The 20,716-nt window shown below is 49.0% G+C and carries 18 protein-coding genes; 7 read left to right on the plus strand and 11 right to left on the minus strand.

The window, feature by feature from the left end; translation table 11 throughout:
- Positions 1-12: 12 nt before the first annotated feature.
- The 5 genes from HHL16_RS03265 to HHL16_RS03285 all read right to left on the minus strand — a co-directional run bounded on the left by HHL16_RS03265 (position 13) and on the right by HHL16_RS03285 (position 6,279).
- Positions 13-2,004: a dehydrogenase E1 component subunit alpha/beta gene (locus tag HHL16_RS03265; protein ID WP_169423710.1), complete on the minus strand. Its 1,992-nt coding sequence runs from the start codon at positions 2,002-2,004 to the stop codon at positions 13-15.
- A gap of 35 nt (positions 2,005-2,039) precedes the next feature.
- Positions 2,040-2,402, minus strand: coding sequence for a phage holin family protein (locus HHL16_RS03270; protein WP_169423711.1), 363 nt, complete (start codon positions 2,400-2,402; stop codon positions 2,040-2,042).
- 65 nt (positions 2,403-2,467) lie between these two features.
- Positions 2,468-3,754: a pitrilysin family protein gene (locus HHL16_RS03275; protein ID WP_169423712.1), complete on the minus strand. Its 1,287-nt coding sequence runs from the start codon at positions 3,752-3,754 to the stop codon at positions 2,468-2,470.
- 2 nt (positions 3,755-3,756) lie between these two features.
- Positions 3,757-4,995 carry a pitrilysin family protein gene (locus HHL16_RS03280; RefSeq protein WP_169423713.1) on the minus strand — a complete coding sequence of 413 codons (1,239 nt, stop codon included), beginning with the start codon at positions 4,993-4,995 and terminating at the stop codon, positions 3,757-3,759.
- Between the two features lie 84 nt (positions 4,996-5,079).
- The gene (locus HHL16_RS03285) at positions 5,080-6,279 is read right to left on the minus strand and encodes an aspartyl protease family protein (RefSeq protein ID WP_169423714.1); all 1,200 of its coding nucleotides are present in this window, start codon (positions 6,277-6,279) and stop codon (positions 5,080-5,082) included.
- 198 nt (positions 6,280-6,477) lie between these two features.
- Between HHL16_RS03285 and mqnC the strand changes: the two genes are divergently transcribed.
- The 3 genes from mqnC to HHL16_RS03300 all read left to right on the plus strand — a co-directional run bounded on the left by mqnC (position 6,478) and on the right by HHL16_RS03300 (position 11,554).
- Positions 6,478-7,602: a cyclic dehypoxanthinyl futalosine synthase gene (gene mqnC, locus HHL16_RS03290; RefSeq protein WP_169423715.1), complete on the plus strand. Its 1,125-nt coding sequence runs from the start codon at positions 6,478-6,480 to the stop codon at positions 7,600-7,602.
- Positions 7,603-7,685: 83 nt separating this feature from the next.
- On the plus strand, positions 7,686-11,210 hold the full coding sequence (locus HHL16_RS03295) for a response regulator (protein WP_169423716.1): 3,525 nt from the start codon (positions 7,686-7,688) through the stop codon (positions 11,208-11,210).
- A 56-nt stretch (positions 11,211-11,266) separates the two neighbouring features.
- Positions 11,267-11,554 carry a hypothetical protein gene (locus HHL16_RS03300; RefSeq protein WP_169423717.1) on the plus strand — a complete coding sequence of 96 codons (288 nt, stop codon included), beginning with the start codon at positions 11,267-11,269 and terminating at the stop codon, positions 11,552-11,554.
- Here HHL16_RS03300 and HHL16_RS03305 read toward each other — a convergent pair.
- Both HHL16_RS03305 and HHL16_RS03310 read right to left on the minus strand, forming a co-directional pair.
- Entirely contained in the window at positions 11,517-12,212 is a 696-nt protein-coding gene (locus tag HHL16_RS03305) for a response regulator transcription factor (protein WP_169423718.1), read from the minus strand. The two genes, HHL16_RS03300 and HHL16_RS03305, sit on opposite strands and share 38 nt — an antisense overlap.
- Complete coding sequence (locus HHL16_RS03310; protein ID WP_169423719.1) at positions 12,209-13,996, minus strand: HAMP domain-containing sensor histidine kinase; 1,788 nt, start codon at positions 13,994-13,996, stop codon at positions 12,209-12,211. Before HHL16_RS03310 ends, HHL16_RS03305 begins: the two co-directional genes overlap by 4 nt.
- Before the next feature lie 126 nt (positions 13,997-14,122).
- Between HHL16_RS03310 and HHL16_RS03315 the strand changes: the two genes are divergently transcribed.
- The 4 genes from HHL16_RS03315 to HHL16_RS03330 all read left to right on the plus strand — a co-directional run bounded on the left by HHL16_RS03315 (position 14,123) and on the right by HHL16_RS03330 (position 18,146).
- Positions 14,123-14,941: a GLPGLI family protein gene (locus HHL16_RS03315; protein ID WP_169423720.1), complete on the plus strand. Its 819-nt coding sequence runs from the start codon at positions 14,123-14,125 to the stop codon at positions 14,939-14,941.
- A gap of 79 nt (positions 14,942-15,020) precedes the next feature.
- Entirely contained in the window at positions 15,021-15,770 is a 750-nt protein-coding gene (locus HHL16_RS03320; protein WP_169423721.1) for a hypothetical protein, read from the plus strand.
- Positions 15,771-15,890: 120 nt separating this feature from the next.
- A complete protein-coding gene (locus tag HHL16_RS03325; RefSeq protein WP_169423722.1) occupies positions 15,891-17,087 on the plus strand; it encodes a multidrug effflux MFS transporter in 1,197 nt (398 codons plus the stop codon).
- A 33-nt stretch (positions 17,088-17,120) separates the two neighbouring features.
- A complete protein-coding gene (locus HHL16_RS03330; protein ID WP_169423723.1) occupies positions 17,121-18,146 on the plus strand; it encodes an LLM class flavin-dependent oxidoreductase in 1,026 nt (341 codons plus the stop codon).
- Positions 18,147-18,149: 3 nt separating this feature from the next.
- Here the strand turns inward: HHL16_RS03330 and HHL16_RS03335 are convergent, their stop codons facing one another.
- The 4 genes from HHL16_RS03335 to HHL16_RS03350 form a co-directional block, all read right to left on the minus strand.
- Positions 18,150-18,368, minus strand: a complete 219-nt coding sequence (locus tag HHL16_RS03335; RefSeq protein WP_169423724.1) for a general stress protein CsbD — start codon at positions 18,366-18,368, stop codon at positions 18,150-18,152.
- A 115-nt stretch (positions 18,369-18,483) separates the two neighbouring features.
- On the minus strand, positions 18,484-19,050 hold the full coding sequence (locus tag HHL16_RS03340; RefSeq protein WP_169423725.1) for a hypothetical protein: 567 nt from the start codon (positions 19,048-19,050) through the stop codon (positions 18,484-18,486).
- A gap of 25 nt (positions 19,051-19,075) precedes the next feature.
- Positions 19,076-19,801, minus strand: a complete 726-nt coding sequence (locus HHL16_RS03345) for a head GIN domain-containing protein (RefSeq protein ID WP_169423726.1) — start codon at positions 19,799-19,801, stop codon at positions 19,076-19,078.
- A 37-nt stretch (positions 19,802-19,838) separates the two neighbouring features.
- On the minus strand, positions 19,839-20,708 hold the full coding sequence (locus HHL16_RS03350; RefSeq protein ID WP_169423727.1) for a DUF4249 family protein: 870 nt from the start codon (positions 20,706-20,708) through the stop codon (positions 19,839-19,841).
- Between the last annotated feature and the right edge of the window lie 8 nt (positions 20,709-20,716).

Consider the following 20,716-nt stretch of genomic DNA (forward strand, 5'->3'; position numbering starts at 1 on the left):
AGTTTCACTCCATCAATAAGCCAGTAACTTTTCGACGTATTGGTGTAGCCTTGATTTTGCGAGGAAATTATTTTCGAGTTCGATGCTGAATGGAATGGGTGTGTCGAGCGAAGCGCATCTCATTACCGGAGCATCCAGCGATTCGAAACAATGCTCAACGATCCATGCGCTGATCTCGCCTCCGATTCCGCCAATGAGCGTGTCTTCGTGCAGCAACAGCACTTTGCCTGTTCTGATCACCGACTGGCGGATGGCTTCGTAATCCAGCGGCAGCAAGGTACGCAGATCGAGTATGTCGAATGATGTTTCGGGATGAGCCGCTGCATACTGGGTTGCCCAGTGCACGCCGCTTCCGTAAGTGATGATGCTTATCTCAGACCCCATCTGCACCTGACGTGCTTTGCCGATGGGCGTTTCGTAGTATGAATCCGGTACTTGTCCACTTACACTTCTGTACAATGCTTTGTGCTCGAAGAAGAGTACGGGATTGGGATCATTGATAGCTGCAATCAGTAATCCTTTTGCATCTTCGGGTGTAGAAGGATACACAACTTTCAATCCGGGAGTATGCGTAAACCAGGCTTCATTGCTTTGTGAGTGGAATGGACCGGCGCCTACTCCGCCGCCTGTTGGCATTCTGATCACCACATCGGCTGCATGGCCCCAGCGGTAATGGATCTTGGCCAGGTTGTTCACGATCTGATTGAACCCTACGGATACGAAATCGGCGAACTGCATTTCCACCATGCTCTTGAAGCCTTCGAGGCTCAGTCCCAGTGCGGTTCCGAGAATGGCGCTTTCGCAAAGTGGCGTATTGCGCACGCGGCTCCTTCCATATTTCTCCACAAAACCTTCGGTGATCTTGAAGGCACCGCCGTATTCTGCAATATCCTGCCCCATGAGTATGAGGTTGGAATGATGCTGCATGCTCTGATCGAGTCCCTCTTTCACGGCGTCGATCAGCCGAAGTTCTTTTTTGTTTTCATCATCCACCAGACTCACATCGGGAACGTCAGAATCCGGAACGGGTGCATACACGTCCGCCAGTTCTGTTGCTGTGCTTACGTGCACCGGAGCTGCATTCTGTGCAATGGCCAACTCCATTTCGATATAGTCCCTGATGTCCGACTTTATCTTATCTATTTTTTCCGGCGTGATATAGAACTGATCGAGCAACCACTGTTCGTAGTTCTTCAGCGGATCTTTCTTCTCCCATTGCTCGAAGAGATGTGGCGGAACATATTTGGTTCCGCTGGCTTCTTCATGCCCGCGCATGCGGAAGGTCATCGCCTCGATGAGATATGGTTTCTGTTCGCGGATGCAATAATCACGAACGCCTCTGATGGTGTCGTAAACGGCAAGAATATTGTTGCCGTCGATCTGAACGCCTTCCATGCCGTAGCCTTTAGCGCGATCGACGAGGTTTTCGCATTTGTACTGTTCGCTCGCCGGGGTGCTGAGTCCGTAACCGTTGTTCTCGATCACGAATATCACGGGCAGACCCCATACAGCAGCAGTGTTGAGTGCTTCATGGAAATCCCCTTCGCTGGTGCCGCCTTCACCGGAGAAGGCGAGCGAGACTTTCTGTTCCTGTTTGAGTTTTGCGGCAAGCGCAACGCCGTCTGCGATGGCGAGTTGCGGACCCAGGTGGGAGATCATGCCACAGATATGATGGTCTTTTGTTCCGAAGTGAAAGCTGCGTTCGCGGCCATTGCTGTAGCCATCCTGATTGCCCTGCCACTGTTTGAACAGTTTGCTGAGTGGCATATTGCGCGAAGTAAAAACACCGAGGTTACGATGCAGCGGCATTATCCATTCATCGGATTGCAGCGCCAGTGTGGCGCCTACGGCGATGGCTTCCTGCCCGATTCCGCTGAACCATTTGGAAATTTTACCCTGCCTCAGCAAAACCAGCATCTTTTCTTCGATCATGCGGGGGAGCAAGAGGCTTCTGTAGAATTGAATCAGTTGGTCATTGCCCAGGTCTTTGCGATCAAATTGCATACGGCGTACAAATAAGTCAGGTGAAAATGTAAGGATCATTGGTCCCGTTCATTCCGCTGAACATTGTCTTCTTTGTACAACAGGGACGTTGCAATCGACAAGAGCAGGGAGAAGAGAAGCGCCCACCAGAATCCATCCACTACAAATCCGGGAACCACTTTTTCTGCGAGCAATATCATACAGGCATTGATCACAAATAAAAACAAGCCGAATGTAACGAAGGTGATGGGTAATGTCAGCAATATGAGAATGGGTTTCAGAATGGCATTCAGTATTGCCAGAACAATGGCAACGATGATGGCCGTCCAGAAATCTTTCATATGTACACCTGCTTTCAGGATATACGAAAGCCCAAACGCAATGATGGAGGTAACAACTACCCGCATGATAAATTTCATAACTACCAATTTACATCCGGCAGTTAAGTTACCATTTATTCCGATACGCGCTATCGCTTCCTGATTTAAATCACCACGAGTTCGTAGAAATCGTCGGGTTGCAGGTATTTGTTGGCCAGGTCCTGCAATTCGGCTGCGGTTACGCTTCGCACCGTCTGGAGGCTCTGGTAGAAATAAGCTTCATCCACACCGCTAAGGATCATATTTTTCCAGCGGCCGATCACCTGAAATGGTCCGTCGAGATCGCCGAGTACCGTTCCGATGATGAAGTTGCGGGTCATCATCAGCTCTTCGTCGTCGATAGGCTCTTCGCGGAGAAGGGCCAGCTCGTTGTACACTTCTTTGATGGTGTCTTCGGCTACATCGCGGCCGGCTTCGGTAGTGATCATCCAGCCACTTTCGTGAACGAAGTTCAGCAGGTAACTGTAGATGCCATAGGTATACCCTTTGTCTTCGCGGATATTGCCCATCAGTCTCGATCCGAAAAATCCTCCCAGCACATTGTTCAGCACCTGCGCTTTCTGGAAATCGGGATGGTGACGGTTAGGGAATGGACGCAGCAAACGGATCGCTGCCTGCACGCCATTCTCGTCGTTGATCACGCGATACTTCTTCTGAACCGCCGGCTCTATTTTGTGTTCGATGCCCACGATGGTTTCGCGGTGATTGCGCAGCGGCAGTGTTCCGAAATATTGTTCGAGTGTGGGGATCAGGTCTGCAGGAAGTTTGCCTGCGGCAAAGATCACACAACGGCCCTTGCGGTAGTACTCATCGTAGAAGGCTACGAGGTCTTCGCGTGTGAGCGCTTCATAATCTTCGGCATTGTTGTATTTGCCGTATGGATGTTTGTCTCCGAAGAGATAGGAGTCGATCAGCCGGCCCGCAACGAATTCTCCTTTCTGGAGATTCACTTTCAGGCGTTGCAGTGAATTCTGTTTGTAGATGGCCAGCTCTTCTTCGGGGAAGGTGGCATCGGTGATCATCTCTGCAATAACGGGTATCAGCGCATGCACGTGCTTGTTGAGGCAGTGCAAAGTGATTTCTGATGTTTCGCTGTAGCAGCTGCGGTTTACGTAAGCACCGTAATAATCGAAGTGCTCATTTATCTCAAATGCAGTTCTGCCGGAGGTTCCGTTCTTCATCAGAAAATTGGTGCTCGCGGCAAGGGCTTTCTTCTTTTCGTACCAGGCACCTGCATAGAACACCCAGTTGAGTTGCAGGGTGTCTTCACTGCCCATGTTGAGATGATATATTTCCACGCCATTGCTCAGCACATGGTGATCGCAACGGGGCAATACCAGTTCAAAGTCCACAGCATCTATTATTGGAGGAGCGATTGTTCTGTTCGGCATAATTAGTGTTTACTGAAATAACAAAGGGTACTGCTGTTGTTCACATCGAAATACTTGCGGCTGTAGTGGAGCACATCGTCGACGGTTACGGAGAAATATTTCTCGCGGTCGCTGTTGAAAAGTGATGGGTCGCCCAGCAGTTCGTAGAAGGCGAGGTTGTTGCAGCGCGTCATCACACTCATGTCTTCGAAGGCAAGCGCTGATTCCGTTTTGTTCTTTACCTTGGTCAGCTCTTTTTCGGTTATGCCTTCGCGTTTGAGCAGATCGAGTTCTTCTTCGATGGCGCGTTCTGCGTCTTCCATCTTCACCCCTTTTACGAGTTTGCCTTCGATGGTAAGCAGGCCTTTATCTACCGTTCCGAAATGGTAGCATTCGATATTGCTGAATAGTTTTTTCTCTTTTACCAGTCGCTGAAAGAGACGCGAAGATCCGCCACCACCCAATATTTCGGTGATGAGGTCGGCTACATAGTAACCATGGCTCAGGCGATTGTCCATATGCCATACTTTGTAAATGGCATCGAGCGGAACATCTGCATGAACCTCCATTCTGCGGGGTTCGGTCTGTTGCGGCTCTTCCGCAATCTGACGATCGTATTTCTGTCCGGAAGGAATATCGCCAAACCATTTCTCCGCGAGTTCGCGCACCTGTGCAGTTTTTACTTTTCCTCCCACTACCATAATGGCGTTGGATGGATTGTAATGCTGCTTAAAGAATGCTTTCACATCTTTAAGAGTAGCGTCTTCGATATGGGATAATTCTTTTCCGATGGTCATCCAGCGGTAAGGATGTTTTGTGTAGGCCATTTCGCGGAGCTTGAACCATACATCGCCGTAAGGCTTGTTGATATAGTGCTCTTTGAATTCTTCACTCACCACTTTACGTTGCACATCCAGGCTTTTTTCGCTGAAGGCGAGCGAAAGCATGCGATCGCTTTCGAGCCAGAAAGCAGTTTCGATATTTTCGGCCGGAAGCTGAACGTAGTAGTTGGTAAGATCGTTGCTGGTATAGGCATTGTTTTCGCCGCCTGCCATCTGGAGGGGCGATTCGTAATCTTCGATATTGATGGAGCCACCAAACATAAGGTGCTCGAAGAGGTGTGCAAATCCGGTCTTTTCGGGATTTTCGTCTTTCGCGCCAACATCGTACATAATGTTCACAACAGCCATTGGAGTGGTATCATCTTCGTGCACTATCACCCGCAGGCCATTGGACAGTGTGAACTTATCAAATTGTATCATGAGTCGATTCTTCTTTTAGCTAAGGAGCAAATTAACGACACAAAGTACAAATTTGAAGAAGGGATTGTTCGAAAAGCTTCGATATTAGCGTCCGGTAAGGATATTTTTCACTTTAAGGGTGAGAACAACGGGTGCATTTCCTCTCATCACCAGCACTTTCAGCTTTTCTCCCGGCGATTGCAGCAGATTTTTGTAAGTCTGGATATTCTTGCTGAAGTTGTTGCCTACGGCCACTACCACATCACCGGGCAGAAATCCAGCGGCTTCTGCGGGCGACCCCGGCATGATGTCCACTATCTGGATCTCTCCATCCAGCAGATACATACCCAGTCCGGTATAGGAATAATCGAAGGCATCTTTGAAATGCGAGTTGGGCGTCATGAATATTTCGCGGCGCTCATAATTGATGATGAGGTTGAACCGGCGAAGCAGATCGTTGCCCACCAGCCCGCCGAGATATGGGTAAGATGTTACGTTGTATTCATCTTCAAATATATAGGTAGGCACATTCCGGAATTTGAAAGGCCCCAGCTTCACCTGTTTGATAACGCCCTGGCGCATCGGCGCTTTTCCTCCCAAACCCTCTGCCTGCGTGGCATACCAGCGGCGGCGCGGTTTTACAACGGAGCTATCCTGCACAAAATCGGAACTGAGCAGCAGGCACATGCCGGCGCCGGTGTCGAAATAGAACCGGCTCAGCACATCTCTGTCGTCTCTGATCTCCGTTTGCAGAATGGGGATGTTCACCAGCAATGTCTTCAGCAAAAACCCGCCCTTGGGATATTTGAGCGATCCCCTGGTGAGCACAAAAATCCTTGAACTGTCGTAATCGATTTTTACAATGTAGCGGTTGAAGAAGCTGTAGCCGATAATGCCATCGATCTTTTCTCCGTAGGCGCTGGTAAGTACCGTATAATCATTAACGTGGAAATTCAGGCTGTCTACTTTGAGGCCGGGCAGATGCAGGGCTTCGTTGTACACAAATTTCACCTGTCTTACGCCGGCGATGCCGCGAATGGTGCGGTCGCTCAGTGTAGAATTGATCTTCAGTTTGTCTGTAGTGGTTGAATCGAGCGAAATGCCTCCGCTTCCGGTATCGAGAATAAAATTGAGTGTATCCGGATAATTTCCCACCTTGGCCTTGAGGGTGATAATGCCCCCGGTAAGGAGTTTGAAAGGAAATGAAGTGATCTCTTCTGCGGCTGGTGGCACAAAAATCTCCTGGGCAGGGAGGGTTGTCCTGATAAGGGTTAACAGCAACGCAACAGTCAATAGGCGTCTCATGCAGCTAGTTTAATGAATCTCTGTAACCCGGCGAACCAAAATCTATGAACAGCAGCTTGCGTCGTATACATAACATGCATGCTGGTATGGGATTACAGGCTTCCAAAGTAAGTTAATAGTTTTTACCGTAAAAAGCTATGGCGATGAAGTAAAAAAAATAAGGGCTGAATGCGTACTTTTGCAGGTACAATTGAACATATGCACCTACATGATTTGTATCAGAAGGCCCTGAATTTTGAATTCCTCAGCATCGAGGAAGGAATGATGGTTTTTGAAGAATCGCCTCTCTCTGAACTGATGTTCGTAGCCGATGAAATGCGCAAGAAGCAGGTTCCACACGGAAAGGTAACCTGGCAGATCGACCGCAATGTGAATACCACCAACGTATGTATCGCCAACTGCAAATTCTGTAATTTCTATCGCATCCCCGGCCATGCCGATGCCTACATTACAGATATCGACACCTATAAAAAGAAGATCGAAGAAACCATCCGCTGGGGCGGAGACCAATTGCTGCTGCAAGGCGGCCATCACCCCGCACTGGGCCTTCAGTTCTATGTAGATCTCTTCAAACAACTGAAGCAGCTCTATCCAACAATCAAACTGCATACGCTCGGGCCACCCGAAATTGCACATATCACCAAACTCGAAAAATCTACTCACCGCGAAGTGCTCACAGCACTCAAAGAAGCAGGGATGGACAGTCTTCCCGGCGCCGGTGCGGAGATTCTCGTAGATCGTGTTCGCCGCCTGATCTCCAAAGGAAAATGCGGATCGCAGGAATGGCTCGACATTATGGCCGAAGCACATCAGCTCGATATCACCAGCTCGGCTACCATGATGTTCGGTCACGTTGAAACTGTTCGCGAAAGATTCGAACACCTGGTGAAGATCCGCGAAGTGCAGAGCCGTAAACCGGCCGATGCCAACGGATTCCTCGCCTTCATTCCATGGACCTTCCAGGATGTTGACACCCTGCTCACGCGCATCCGCGGTGTGCAGAACCTCACCACGCCTGACGAATATATCCGCATGATCGCCATCAGCAGAATTATGCTGCCGAACGTGAAGAACATTCAGGCATCATGGCTCACTGTAGGCAAGAAAACTGCGCAGATCTGTCTGCATGCAGGCGCCAACGATTTCGGAAGCATCATGCTCGAAGAAAACGTGGTGAGTGCGGCAGGAGCGCCACACCGCTTCACCTACAAGAGCATTCAGGAAGCGATCAGAGAAGCAGGATTTGAACCTCAGCTCCGTACTCAAAAATACCAGTTCAGGGAACTGCCGACTGTGATCGAAGAACAAGTGATCGATTACTAAAGCAGGTACGCAGTTTTCAAATTAAGCCGTTATATTTACGGACCGGTTAAGGCATGTTTGGTTGCACAATAAACCAATTTCTTATGCCAGCACGCTTGCCTTCTTCCCCCTACCGTAAACCGCTGCGTGTTAGCCTGGCCGTATTGGCTTTGGCGTTTCTATGCATTTTTCTGTGGAGATCGCTGATCAATCCGCCCGATCACGGATACGGCTACCTGCTTTGGCTGGCCGGCGCACTCGCCTGCCTGATATTCATTATCGTAGATCTGATAGCAGTATATCGCCGTCAGCAATCTTCCGAGGCATTGCAGCAGAAATCCATCAACGCGCTTTCCTATGCCATGACCTTTGGATGGATGGGCAGCTGGAAAATGAATTTCCACACCCACGAAGTAACCCTCAGCAAAGAGTTCATGCAGCTGCTCGGCGAAGACCCGAAAGAAGTGACCATGCCCTTCAGCAGCTATATGCAGCAATACATCTTCCCCGACAATCATGAGAACATGAAATCGCTGCTGCTGCAGGCCATTCAGAACCGCGGGAATTCCGAATACGAAATGTCTTTCGATCACCCCGTTCGCAGAAAGGATGGCAAAACCATGCACATCTTCGTTCGCGCCCGCGTAATGAACGAACACGAAGGCTTCGGCATCGCCAAAGACATTACCGATCTCAAACTCACAGAAACCCTGCTGGCGCTGAACGAAAAAAGATTCCGCCTGCTGGCAGAATACTCCGAAGACATTATCTCCGAACATAAGCCCAACAGCGAATTCGTGTACATCTCCCCTTCCGTTGAAAAGATCCTCGGCTACAGGCCGGATGAAATGGAAGGCAGGTCGGTACTGGAATTCCTTCATCCCGAAGACATTCACAAGTTTGCACCTACCACCCAATATGTAGATTCGCTTACCTCGCGGGGCAACCTCATTGTGCGCTACCGCATGCGTACTATCACCGGATCTTACACCTGGCTCGAAAGCATTGTGAAACCCATCATCAAAGACGGCAGGGTAACCGGCGTTATCTCCACTTCGCGCGATATCACCGAAAGAAAAATACATGAAGATGAAGTGAAGCAGACCAAAGACCTGCTGCGAACTGTGATCGATTCCACCCCCGACTGGATCTTCATCAAAGACACCGAATTCAAATTCGAGCTGGTTAATTACGGATTCGCCAATGCCATCAATCGCGAACCCGACGATTTCATCGGCAAGACCGATATCGAGATGGGCTTCCCCGAAGAAGCCGTACTCGGCGATAAAGCCAAAGGCATTCACGGCTTCCAGCAGGATGATGCGCAGGTGATGCTTACCGGCAAAAGCAAAATGGTGATCGAAGAATCTTATGTGATGAATGGAAGACGCATCACCATGAGCGTAGCCAAAGTGCCCATCTTCGATGCCGACAGAAAAAAAGTTACCGGCGTACTCGGATACGCACACGATATTTCGCTGCTCAAAGATGCCAGCGAAAAACTGCAGCAGGACGAAAAGCTCCGCCAGTCGCTGGCCCATGCTTCGCATCTGCTGCTCAGCAATGCCAATCTCGAATCTGCCATCGGTGAAGCCATCAAACGCATGGGGCAGGATCTCGAAACAGATCATGTAGAAGTGTTCACCAATGAGCATCTCAAAGAAACCGGCGAATGGAGATGCACCCGCCTGCTCACCTGGAAACGCGTAGCCGACGAAGTAACACAACACCGCAATGCAGTAGAGGTCATTTCTTTACTGCCCGACTCCCCGGTGTTTTTGCACCTGAACAGCCGCAGGATTTTCCATGGCGAAGTATCGCAGATACAAAGCGATTACATTCGGGAGTACTTCAAAAAAGAAGGCGTTCAGTCCGTTGCGGTGCTGCCCATCTTCAATCAGGATTTCTTCTGGGGACTGGCCGTATTCAGGAATATGAAGACCAAAAAGACCTGGACGGAGTCTGAGCTTTCCGCACTTCAATTTTTCAGCACCACACTAACAGCTGCGGTTGAGCGAAAACAAATGGAACAGTTGCTGGTAGAGGCCCGAAATCTCGCCGAATCGGCCAGTTTTGCCAAGAGCAATTTCATGGCCAATATGAGCCATGAGTTGCGTACACCCATGAATGGCATCATCGGTTTCACGGATCTTGTGCTTACCACCAACCTGCATCCGGTGCAGCATGAGTATTTGCTGAATGTGAAGAAATCTGCCTACGGTCTTTTGGAGATCATCAACGATATTCTTGAGTTCTCGCGCATCGAATCGGGCAAACTGCAGATCGATCACACACCGTTCCCGCTGGACGTGCTGGTGCAGGAGTCTGTTGACATCCTCACCGTGAAAGCGCACGAGAAAAAACTCGAAGTGATCTGCCATATCGATCCCGATCTTCCTTCGCAATTCATGGGCGATCCCACACGCATCCGGCAGATTCTGGTAAACCTGTTGGGCAATGCCATCAAGTTCACACCTTCGGGCGAGATCTTCATTTCGGTGATTGTGGGCAGAGGCATTCATATGGAGAATGGCAAACGAGTGATGAACGTGGTGTTATCCGTGCAGGATACCGGCATCGGCATTTCACCAGAACAGCTGGCCCGCATTTTCGACAGTTTCACACAGGCCGATGTAGCCACCACCCGCAAGTATGGCGGAACGGGGCTTGGGCTCACCATATCGAAAAGTCTGGCAGAAATGATGGGTGGCGAACTCACCGTTGCCAGCGAACTCGGCAAAGGCAGCACTTTCAATTTTCAGGTGCCGCTCGAAGTGGCCGACGAAATGCCGCATGCCGTAGGCGAAGAAAAACCTCCATTGCGCAAAGTACTGGTGATCGACGACAACAACACCAACCTCTGGCTGCTGCAGGAAATACTCCGGCATTTCAATATCCCCTGCGAAACGGCGGATGGTCCGCGCGAAGCATTGAAAATTCTCGACCGCATTCAGGAGAGCGGCGAACAACTCGATCTCATCATCACCGATCATCATATGCCCGAAATGAATGGCATAGAGCTGGTGCAGGAAATGAGGAAACGTATCGAAGGGCTTTCTCAGCCCACCATTCTCATGCTCAGTTCCATCGAGAAGAACGAGCATCAGGAACGGGCCACCGAACTGGGCATTCAACGCTTTCTCACCAAACCGGTGAAGATGCAGGAGCTCTACAACCTCATCTGCTCCATCTTCAACACATCGGCTGAGCAACCAATACAGATTGTGAAACCCGATCAGAAAAAATACTACAGCAATGGAGCCGCCATCATGGTGGTGGAAGACGAACCCGTGAATATGATGCTGATCACCGAAGTATTGGGAAGAATGGGTTTCAAAGTATTGCAGGCAAGCAACGGAAGGGAAGCCATCCATATGCTGGAGCGCGCTGCGCCTGCGCTGATCTTCATGGATGTGAACATGCCCGAAATGGACGGATATACAACTACCAGGCATATACGAAATACGCCGGGCCCGAATCAGGAAGTGCCCATCATTGCACTTACGGCAGATGCCATGGATGGCGATAAAGAGAACTGTCTCCGCAATGGCATGAACGACTATCTCTCCAAGCCCTTCCAGCTCGAAGAGTTGGTGGAGTTGCTGAAAGGCCGGAGTCTGCTCTCCTGATGGCATACAACGGATAGGTCAGCAAATGCGTCTTATGATCCAAAATCATTCAGCCAATGAACAGATCCAACCAGCCTTCGCTCACTATCTGTCTGGTAATGGACCTTTTAGGTTATCTCTCTTACGCCATTCCTGTACTCGGTGAATTGGGTGATATTGTTTGGGCGCCGATTTCTGCACTTATCTTCTTCAGATTATTCGGAGGATGGAAAGGCGCCTTCGGCGGATTGTTCAACTTCATCGAAGAGCTGCTGCCCGGTCTCGATTTCATTCCAAGTTTTACATTGATGTGGATGTGGCAGCGTTTCAACCTCCCACAGCAAACCGGTATCCAACGCCCTTGATGGTGATGATACTTAACTGATCATCGTCTTTGAGATAACTTCTCAGCTTGGTGATGTACACATCGAGGTTGCGGGAGTTGAAGAAAGAATCGTTCCCCCAGAGCAGGTTGAGAATTTCTCTGCGATCGATAATGCGGTCTTTATGTGTGTAGAGCAGTCGAAGCAGTTCGCTTTCGCGGAAGCTGAGCTTTCGCTCTTCGCTGGCAGAACTCAGCGTCTGCCGCACAAAATGAAAACTGTATTTGCCGATGTTCACCGACTCCGATTGTTCGGGTGCGGGCTTTGCAGGCCTTCTCGATTTCAGCACATTTTCGATGCGCACAATCAGTTCTTCCATGCTGAAAGGCTTGCGGATATAGTCGTTGCCGCCAACGGAGAATCCTTTCACCAGATCGTTGGTCTGCGTTTTTGCCGTAAGAAAAATGATAGGGATTAAAGCATCGATTTCGCGGATGGCAGTGGCGAGCGTAAAGCCGTCAACGCCGGGAAGCATCACATCCAGCACACAGACATCGGGCTGCAACAGGCGGAAAGCCTCCAGCACATTGGCTCCGTCGCTTTCCATCACCACGTGATAACTCCTGCTCTCCAGGCTTTCTTTTACGATCTTGCCCAGAAACAATTCATCTTCTACATACAATATTTTGATGGCGTTCATATGTTTCGGGGTAATTGAATGATGAATTCACTGCCCTTGCCTGGCGTACTCTCTACTTCTATCTTTCCTTTGTGGCGTTCCACTACGTAACTCACGTAACTGAGCCCAAGACCGTATCCTTTTACATTGTGCGTATCGCCTCCCGGCACTCTGAAGAATTTCTCGAACACTTTTTGCCGATATGCAGCAGGGATGCCGATACCGTTATCAGAAACTTTCAGTTCAATGATATCATTTATTCGGTTAATGCTTACTGTTATAGCAGGATCTTCCTTGCTGTACTTCAGTGCATTGTCGAGCAGATTGAAAATCACGCTGGTGATATGCATGCGGTCTGCATTGAGGGAGAGATCATCTTCACTGCAATGCAGATTCACCGTGGCATGGAATTTCTCGAATTGCAGTCGCATGCTCGAAATCACTTCCTCCGCAAGCTGAGGAAGATCGAATATTTCCATCCGGAGTTCCACCTGCTGTTTCTCGAACATGGAGAGTCGCAGCACTTTGTCTACCAGCAACGAAAGCCTTTGCAGCTCGCTGCCGCTGATATCGAGGTATTCCTGTGTACGGCGGGGATCGTCCATGGCATGAAAACTCTTGAGCGCTTCTATAGCCACACTTACTGTAGCGATAGGCGTTTTAAGTTCATGCGTGATATTGCTGATGAGATCGTTCTTCATTTGAGTGAGCCTGCGTTGTTTGATCAGACTGCGGTACAGCATTACAAAAGAAAGAATTGTGATGGCAATCAGCAATACCGATAATACAATCTGTGGTGCAAGTTTCTCGGAGATGTACTGAAATGCATTGGTGAGTCCAAACCGGAGATAGTATGGTTTGCTGTATCCCAGCGTTACTTCATTAGATCGTGTGGGGTCTGTTGGCTCGCCGGTTGCACGAATGCTCAGCGAATCTTTAACTACTTCAAACCGAAGCTTACCGAAATTCTCTTTGATCAGCGCCTGCCTGAAACCCGATTCCAGTTCGGCTACAGAAATGGTATCGGCAATGGAGTCTACGCGTTGCAGCAGGTTTTTGAAACTGCCGTCTTCCATCATTCTCGACAAGAGCAGGTACTCTTTGGGAGGGCCTTTCCGGGTCACTCTGATGGAGCCTGAATCTGTACGAACGAGCTGTTCTCTCATCACTTTACTAACATCAACGATGCTGCGAAAATGACTATCGGGAGTTCGTTGTTCCGGCATCCGGAACATCACATTATCGCCACGCGTAATGCTGACGGCCACAATAGAGTCTGGCCCTTTATCAACAGTAGTGAGTACCGCTTTGCCAGGGGCACTCAGGCTGATGGATCGGATTCTTTCGGGTTTGATGGAGTCCAGCGGCAAATCGCCACTCCACGAAAGTGAATCGAGATTGCCATCTGCATTTGCTTTCACTACAATCTGACGACCGGGTACAGGTCTAATGAAAATCTTTGGCTTTTCTGCCTGCTTCGCAGGAGCAGCAATAACAGCACTCTTTTTGGCGGGAAAACTTTTGCTGACAGTATCTACAACCACCGTTCTGAATGGTGAAGTACTCATCGGGGACATTTCTGCCAGCCTTGAAGTAGTTCCGAAAAACTGCATATTCGTGTCAACCTTCAGCTTTTCTGCCTGCAGTTTGTAAGCGGCAGATCTGAAGATGGCATTGGTACGGATCTTCAGCGTCTGTTCTTCTTCACGATAATTCTTGTACATCCAGAAACACTGAAACGTAACGATGGCAAGAATTGCCAGCACCATCAATACCGCCGCGATATGGATCCTTCTGCCTGTCATCTCTTACAAATGTAGCAGATTCGATCATCCGCAAAGAATTGCATTAACCTTAATTAACATTAATCCAAACTCCGTTAACCTTGGTCGCTGATGCGATGCTATAGCTTTGAATCAAATCTTTTTCACATGAACAGAATTTTCGCTTCTGTGCTTGCATTGGCAACGTTGATGATGATCCGCAGCGCACAGGCCCAGACCAATACCCCACTTACCAAAGGCCGCATCGTGTACGAACAGCTGAACAAAGGAGGAAAAGCAAATGTGACCATCAATGGTGTTCAGCAAACCTTCGACCGTCCGGACAGAACACAGAGAATGGAACTGCTCTTCAACAGCGATGAAAGCCTTCGGCGCATGCTCGAATCGGACGAGAGACCCGAAGCCGAAGTTTCTCAGCCCGGTGGCGCCTCTTTCAGAATGGTATCGGCTTCCGGTGCAGAAAATATAGTGTACAACAAATTCTCCACGCAAAAGAAAACAGAGCAGCGCGAAATGGTGGGCAAGAAGTGGCTGATCGAAGACAGCATCTCCAAAAACAACTGGAAACTCACGGGAGAATCCAAAACCATACTGGGCTATACCTGCCAGCAGGCCACCACACAGGCTGTCATCAAATCCATGCGCATGCAGCTGAACAATGGGCAGATGGAAAGAACAGAATTCCCGGACACCGTGAAAGTAGAAGTCTGGTTTGCCACAGCTATCCCTGTTCCCGGCGGTCCCGAATATCAGGGACAACTGCCCGGCATGATTCTCGAAGCCAATATCCGCAACGGACAAACCGTTTACAAGGCCGTGGAAATTTCTCCTAAAGTGAAGGAAGAAGACATCAAAGAGCCAAAGAGCGGCACCAAAGTAACACAGGCAGAGTTCAGAAAACAGGTGGACGATCAAATGAAAATGATGATCGAAAGAGGCCGTCCCGCGCGAAATGCCGCTTTTTGATGATGGTTGATTTTTATCCATTTAAAATATTTCTCATGGAGTAGTTATTGCTGTGCACTATTTTAGCAAAAACTACTTCATGAGATCCCTTCTCACCTTAACCCTTCTGATCGGCTGTGCATGCAGCGCTTTTGCACAGACAGACACCGTAAACGCTAACACCCATAACCTCGCAATATCGCAGCTTCCCGAAGGAATATCCCGCTACCTTGTGTACAATGTAGACAGTATCAGCGGGCAAGCCACCAACTCAGATCTCTGGGAGCGATCCATCACATATGGTAAGATAACCAACACCAATCAGCCCGTTATTTTATTCGAGTGGAAATGGTTCCGCAACGAATCATTGCACCGTCACACCAAGGCCATCGCCGACAGAAGGAATCTTGCCCCCATTTCAGAAGTGGTGCTGTTTAAGAACTACGCGTACATGGGTTACAAATTCGCCAATGGATTGCTCACTACCGATACCACTGTTGCAGGAAATCGCGTGAACAAAAATTTCAGGGTAGCGCTGAATCCTCCGGTGCTCAACTGGGAGATGGACATGGAGACTTTCTCAACATTGCCCATCAAAGCGGTTGCACAAAAATTTGTGATCGCCTTTCTGGACCCGGCCAATCCTACACCTGGCTACTACACATATGAAGTTGCAGCATCGGAAGAGCTGGCACTGAACAAAGAAGTAAAAGTAAAATGCTGGGTGTTGAAGATCCAGTACGGAAACGGAGCTTATGCACTCTTCTGGATCAGTGCGCAGTCTCACGAAGTATTGAAGATGAAAGAATATTTCAACGGCACGTACCGCTACAAGGTGAAGCTCTATTAAGCTACTTCACATATTATCATAACATGAAGCCTTCGTAATTGTTAAAAATATCTGAACCATTTCACAGGGAGGATGTTAAACCTTGCCGCGCCCTTAAAAAACCATCACGCGGCTTTGTTTATGACTGGGAAAAGATACTACCTAACTATATTGATACTGGGGTCTTTAACGGCCATCGTGCCATTCTCCATAGATATGTACCTGCCGGGCTTCAAAGCCATTGCAGGTGAATTGAAAACAACAGTGCCCGATGTGGCGCTCAGTCTCAGCAGTTTCTTCATCGGCGTTTCTGTTTCACAATTGTTCTATGGCCCGCTGCTCGATCGCTTCGGCAGAAAGCGCCCGTTATATCTTGGCCTCACCATCTATATTCTCAGCTCCATTGCCTGCGTAATTGTAGGATCACTGGATGCTCTGATTGCACTCCGGTTTGTACAGGCCATCGGCGCCTGTGCCGCGCAGGTTGCTGCATTTGCCATGGTACGCGATATCTTTCCGGTGGAAGACAATGCAAAAGTATTCTCCTCACTGATGCTGGTGCTGAGCGCATCCCCATTGATTGCACCAACAGCTGGCGGATACCTCATTGCTCATTTCGGATGGCATGCAGTATTCTTTGTGCTCGCTGCCATTTCGCTGATTGTGATGATTGCCGTTTGGAGAGGATTGCCCGAAAGCAGTAAACCCGATCCGAACTATTCCCTGAAACCCGCTTCCATTCTGGGCAATTACTGGGAAGTGATCAGGAACCGGCAGTTCTTCACCTATGCTTTGTCTGGCGCCATCGGATTTTCGGGACTCTTCATTTATATATCCTGTTCTCCTTCTGTGTTTCTGGAATTCTACAAAGTATCCGAGCAAACCTATGGATGGATCTTTGCACTGCTTGCATCGGGCATCATTCTCGCAACACAGACAAACAGGCTGGTGCTTAAATATTTTTCGAGTGCACAGATCATTCAGGGAGCACTGATCACACAAACTATTTTCGGCGTGCTGCTCGTATTGGCCACGTACAATAATTGGATCGGATTACCCGGCATGCTGGTGTTGTTGTTCCTTTTCCTGGCCTGCGCCGGTTTTGTGCTGCCCAATTCGTCTGCGATGTGCATGCAGCCTTTCACGAGAAATGCAGGCAGCGCTTCAGCCCTGATGGGTGCATTGCAGATGGGGATCGGATCGCTGGGATCGTTTCTGGTGAGCAGATTCCATGGCAACAGTCCACTTCCAATGGCAGCAGGGATGGCCATCTTCGCAGCGGTTGCATTAACCCTTCTCCTCACAACCAGCAAAAAGATACAGCCCGTTACCGCATAAACATTTCACTCATTCACCTGTTATTGAAAAACTATGCAGTTGAAATTAAGTGTACTGGACCAAACACCGGTCCGTAGTGGAAGCAATCCTGTAGAAGCGCTGCAGGAGTCGGTAGAGCTGGCAAAACTTACAGACCAGCTTGGTTATACGCGATACTGGTTATCCGAACATCATAATACAAATACCCTTGCGGGCTCTGCACCCGAAGTGTTGATTGCAAGGCTGGCCGCAGAAACAAAACGCATGCGTTTCGGATCTGGTGGCATCATGCTGCCCAATCACAGCACTTTGAAAGTGGCGGAGAATTTCAGATTGCTCGAAGGATTGTTTCCGGAAAGGATCGATCTCGGCATCGGACGCGCTCCGGGTGGCGACCGCTTCACTTCCAATCTGCTCAATCCTGCCAACACGTTTGATCCGCAGGAGTACGTGCAGCAGATCAGAACATTGAAAGCCATGCTTTCAGACAAAGCAGTACCCGAAAATTATGAAGGGAAAGTAAGAGCTATGCCCTTTGTTGATACCAAACCAGAACTCTGGATGCTCACTTCGAGTGGCGAAAGCGCCTACCTCGCCGCACATTTCGGAATGGCCTTGTCGTTTGCGCAATTCATCAATCCACTCGGTGGACCGCAGGCAATGGATGCTTATCGCAATCGCTTTGTGCCTTCAGAAGAATTGAAAGAGCCGCTGGGCAATGTGGGCATATTCGCTTTTGTTTCAGACGACGAACAAAAGGTAGAAGAAGTGCGCAGCATTATCGACTTCAGATTACTGAGCTTCGAAAAAGGGCGGTACGACATCAACCCTACTTACGCGCTCGCGAAAGCATACAACTATTCTGTTGAAGAATGGCAACGCGTTCTCTTCAACCGCCAGCGCACCGTGGTGGGCAATCCCGATCAGGTGAAGCAGCAACTCGAAGAACTGGCCACCTCCTTCGGTGTGAACGAAATTGTGATCTCTACATTTACCGAGCATAAAGCAGACAGGTTCAGAAGTTATGAACTGCTGAGCAAGATGTTTGCATTGCAGCAACAGACGGCGCTGGTGCAATAAGCATCAGCCTGCTGCTGCATCGTTGTTATGCGAAATGCTCTCGATATAATTCTTCACTTCTTCCACCGACCTGTGCATTTTTGCTGACAGCCTTTGCAGCAGAGCATCTTCTTTGCCCGGCTCATACTGCAGGTCTTCGTCGGTGAGCTGCACATTTCGTTCCTTGATCTTTTCTTTCACTTCCTCCCAGGATGCTCCTATGTTCAATTGAATGTTTGTCATATCAATTGGTTTTAAGAATACACCGCAAAGCATATGCCCGCCTCCCATTGTGAAGCATGCGCATAACTGCATGAGCGAGAACAGCTATTTTGGAGGATGAGAAAAACCGCCGCAGCTATTGCAGCTGGGCAAAGGAAAATGTGTGTTTGTAAACCGATAGCGGATGGACGAGTTCAAGAATATCTCCCGCCATTTTTTCTGTGTGCAGGCTTTGTATCACCACTGCCGAGAGCAGGCGTGTTGAAGCCGGACGAATATTCTCCACTTCGAGTTTCCCTTCGGGAAGCAGATAAACAACCGGAATAAAAAGACAGGAACGTTTTCTCTCCGGGTAAGGAAGTTTCATCAGTGGGCAGCCTTCTTTGTGCGTGCAGATGGAACAGTAATTGTGGGTTTTTGAAGAAAGAGTGGAGGCCGCCTGCGCGCCCCCACCCCTTTGGAGCCGGTCTATAAAAAGTTCATGATCCAGGTTCACTAAATCTTCCACTGTGTGCAGGCTGTAAACAACCTGGTTGATCTCAAGATAGTATTGATCTTTCTTTTTACCCTTATGCTCTACGTATCTCCCATAGTACCGGCTGGTAACTTTATCTTCCCATTCATGCCTGTGCCAGAGCACCGATGCGGGCATGATCTTTTGTACGAAACGACAGTAGCTGATCAGTCTGAATCTGATTTTCATCTGAACAAAAGTTGAATGCTGAACCTCAAATCTTGCGCACCCTTCCAGAACCCGTTACATGCGTTTTCACGGATGAGGGATTGCCATCATACTCAATATCTCCGCTGCCCGAAATGGATGCGTCCAGAGATTCCAGCGCTTTCGATTTGATGTCTCCCGAGCCGCTCACGTTTGCTTTCAGCTTGTTCACGTTTACGGGGAACATATCGAGATCTCCACTTCCGTTGATAGAATAAAAGCCTTCCGGAGCAGAGCCGCCCAGGCAACGAATATCACCTGAACCGGATACTTCGGCGAATAACTGGCCAGTTGCCGACACACTTTTCACATGCAGGTTTCCCGATCCGCTCACTGCAAGTTTGATATTATCGCCATTGAGATTGCTGCTCATGTGCATATCTCCCGATCCGTCGAGCAGCAGCTCTCCGATGGTTGGAGCGCTTACGCGAATGATGATCGGATCGTGATGTCCCACGCTCTTTCCTTTCTGGAACCGGAGGTTGAGGCGACCACCTTCAACCGGCGAATCGAGAATGTCGAGAATATTCTGCTGCGCCTCGATGGTGAGACGGTGCGGCCCCTCCTGCGTTACATACACGGTTCCGTCGATGCCCGAAGAAATGCCGTAGAATGCCGATACCACTCTTTCTTCCTTCACAATGGGACCGGAGCCCTTCACTTTCTTACAGGATATCGTTCCGTAACTGCATACTGCCAGCAGCAGGGTTAATAACAGATAGTTGCTTTTCATAACTGATCAAAGGTTTAATGTAGTGTTTGAAAAATACCTATTCGATAATTTCTGAAAGCTCTGTTTCCGACACCGTTCCAAACCATCCGAGAATCTTATTCTTGCTGTCTGCTTTGTTCGACTTCATATTGTAAGGCACGTTCGCCAGCACTTTTGCAAAGAGTCCACCATTCGATAATTGCTCGGTGAGCATGTTGATGAATTTGTGATCTTCTTTGCTGATGCCGCGCATCACCACTTTTACAACATCGCCTTTCTGGTAAGGTTTTTTGCCGGAAGTAATGCCTTCGCGAAGCGGAACGATGAAGTTGAATCCGTCGCTGTTGGCATCGTCATAATATGCGCCATCGATGCTCCACATTTCGTTCACGTTCTGATTAAGTGATCCGTTGAGGTAGGTGCGGATCCAGTAGTAATCGGTTTGTCCTCTCAGATCCACTGCATAGAACTTGGCGTAGTATCCTTTTTTCTCATCACCTTTTTCTTCTTTGTATTCGTAGGTGATGGAATCCACCGGCGCTACGCGGTTCAGCTTATCGGTTGCTTCAAAAACTTCGCCCTGCCAGTTTATGGTGAGCTTGTATTCGTGGCCGATTACTCCGATAGCCACACCTGCACCGGGATTGTGACGGTAAGCGCCGTTGCTGAAATTGAAATTGTATGTTTTGTTGAGCGTGATATCGGTCAGCGTCATCTGTGCATCATCGATCACAGGAGGCGTTGAGTTATCGAGATATCCTACTGCACGCTGGAATTTGATCAGCTGCTCACCCGGTTTGTTGGTGATCCATGCATCGATATAAGGAACAGGTTCTCCTGCAGGCACTTTCAGGTCAATCACTTTTTCGCAGCTCGCAAATAAACCTGCCGAGACAATCGCAATTATATATAGACTTAATTTTTTCATTGCTGTAG

Origin of the sequence: Pseudoflavitalea sp. G-6-1-2 (assembly GCF_012927185.1) — a bacterium.
GTDB lineage: Bacteria > Bacteroidota > Bacteroidia > Chitinophagales > Chitinophagaceae > Pseudobacter.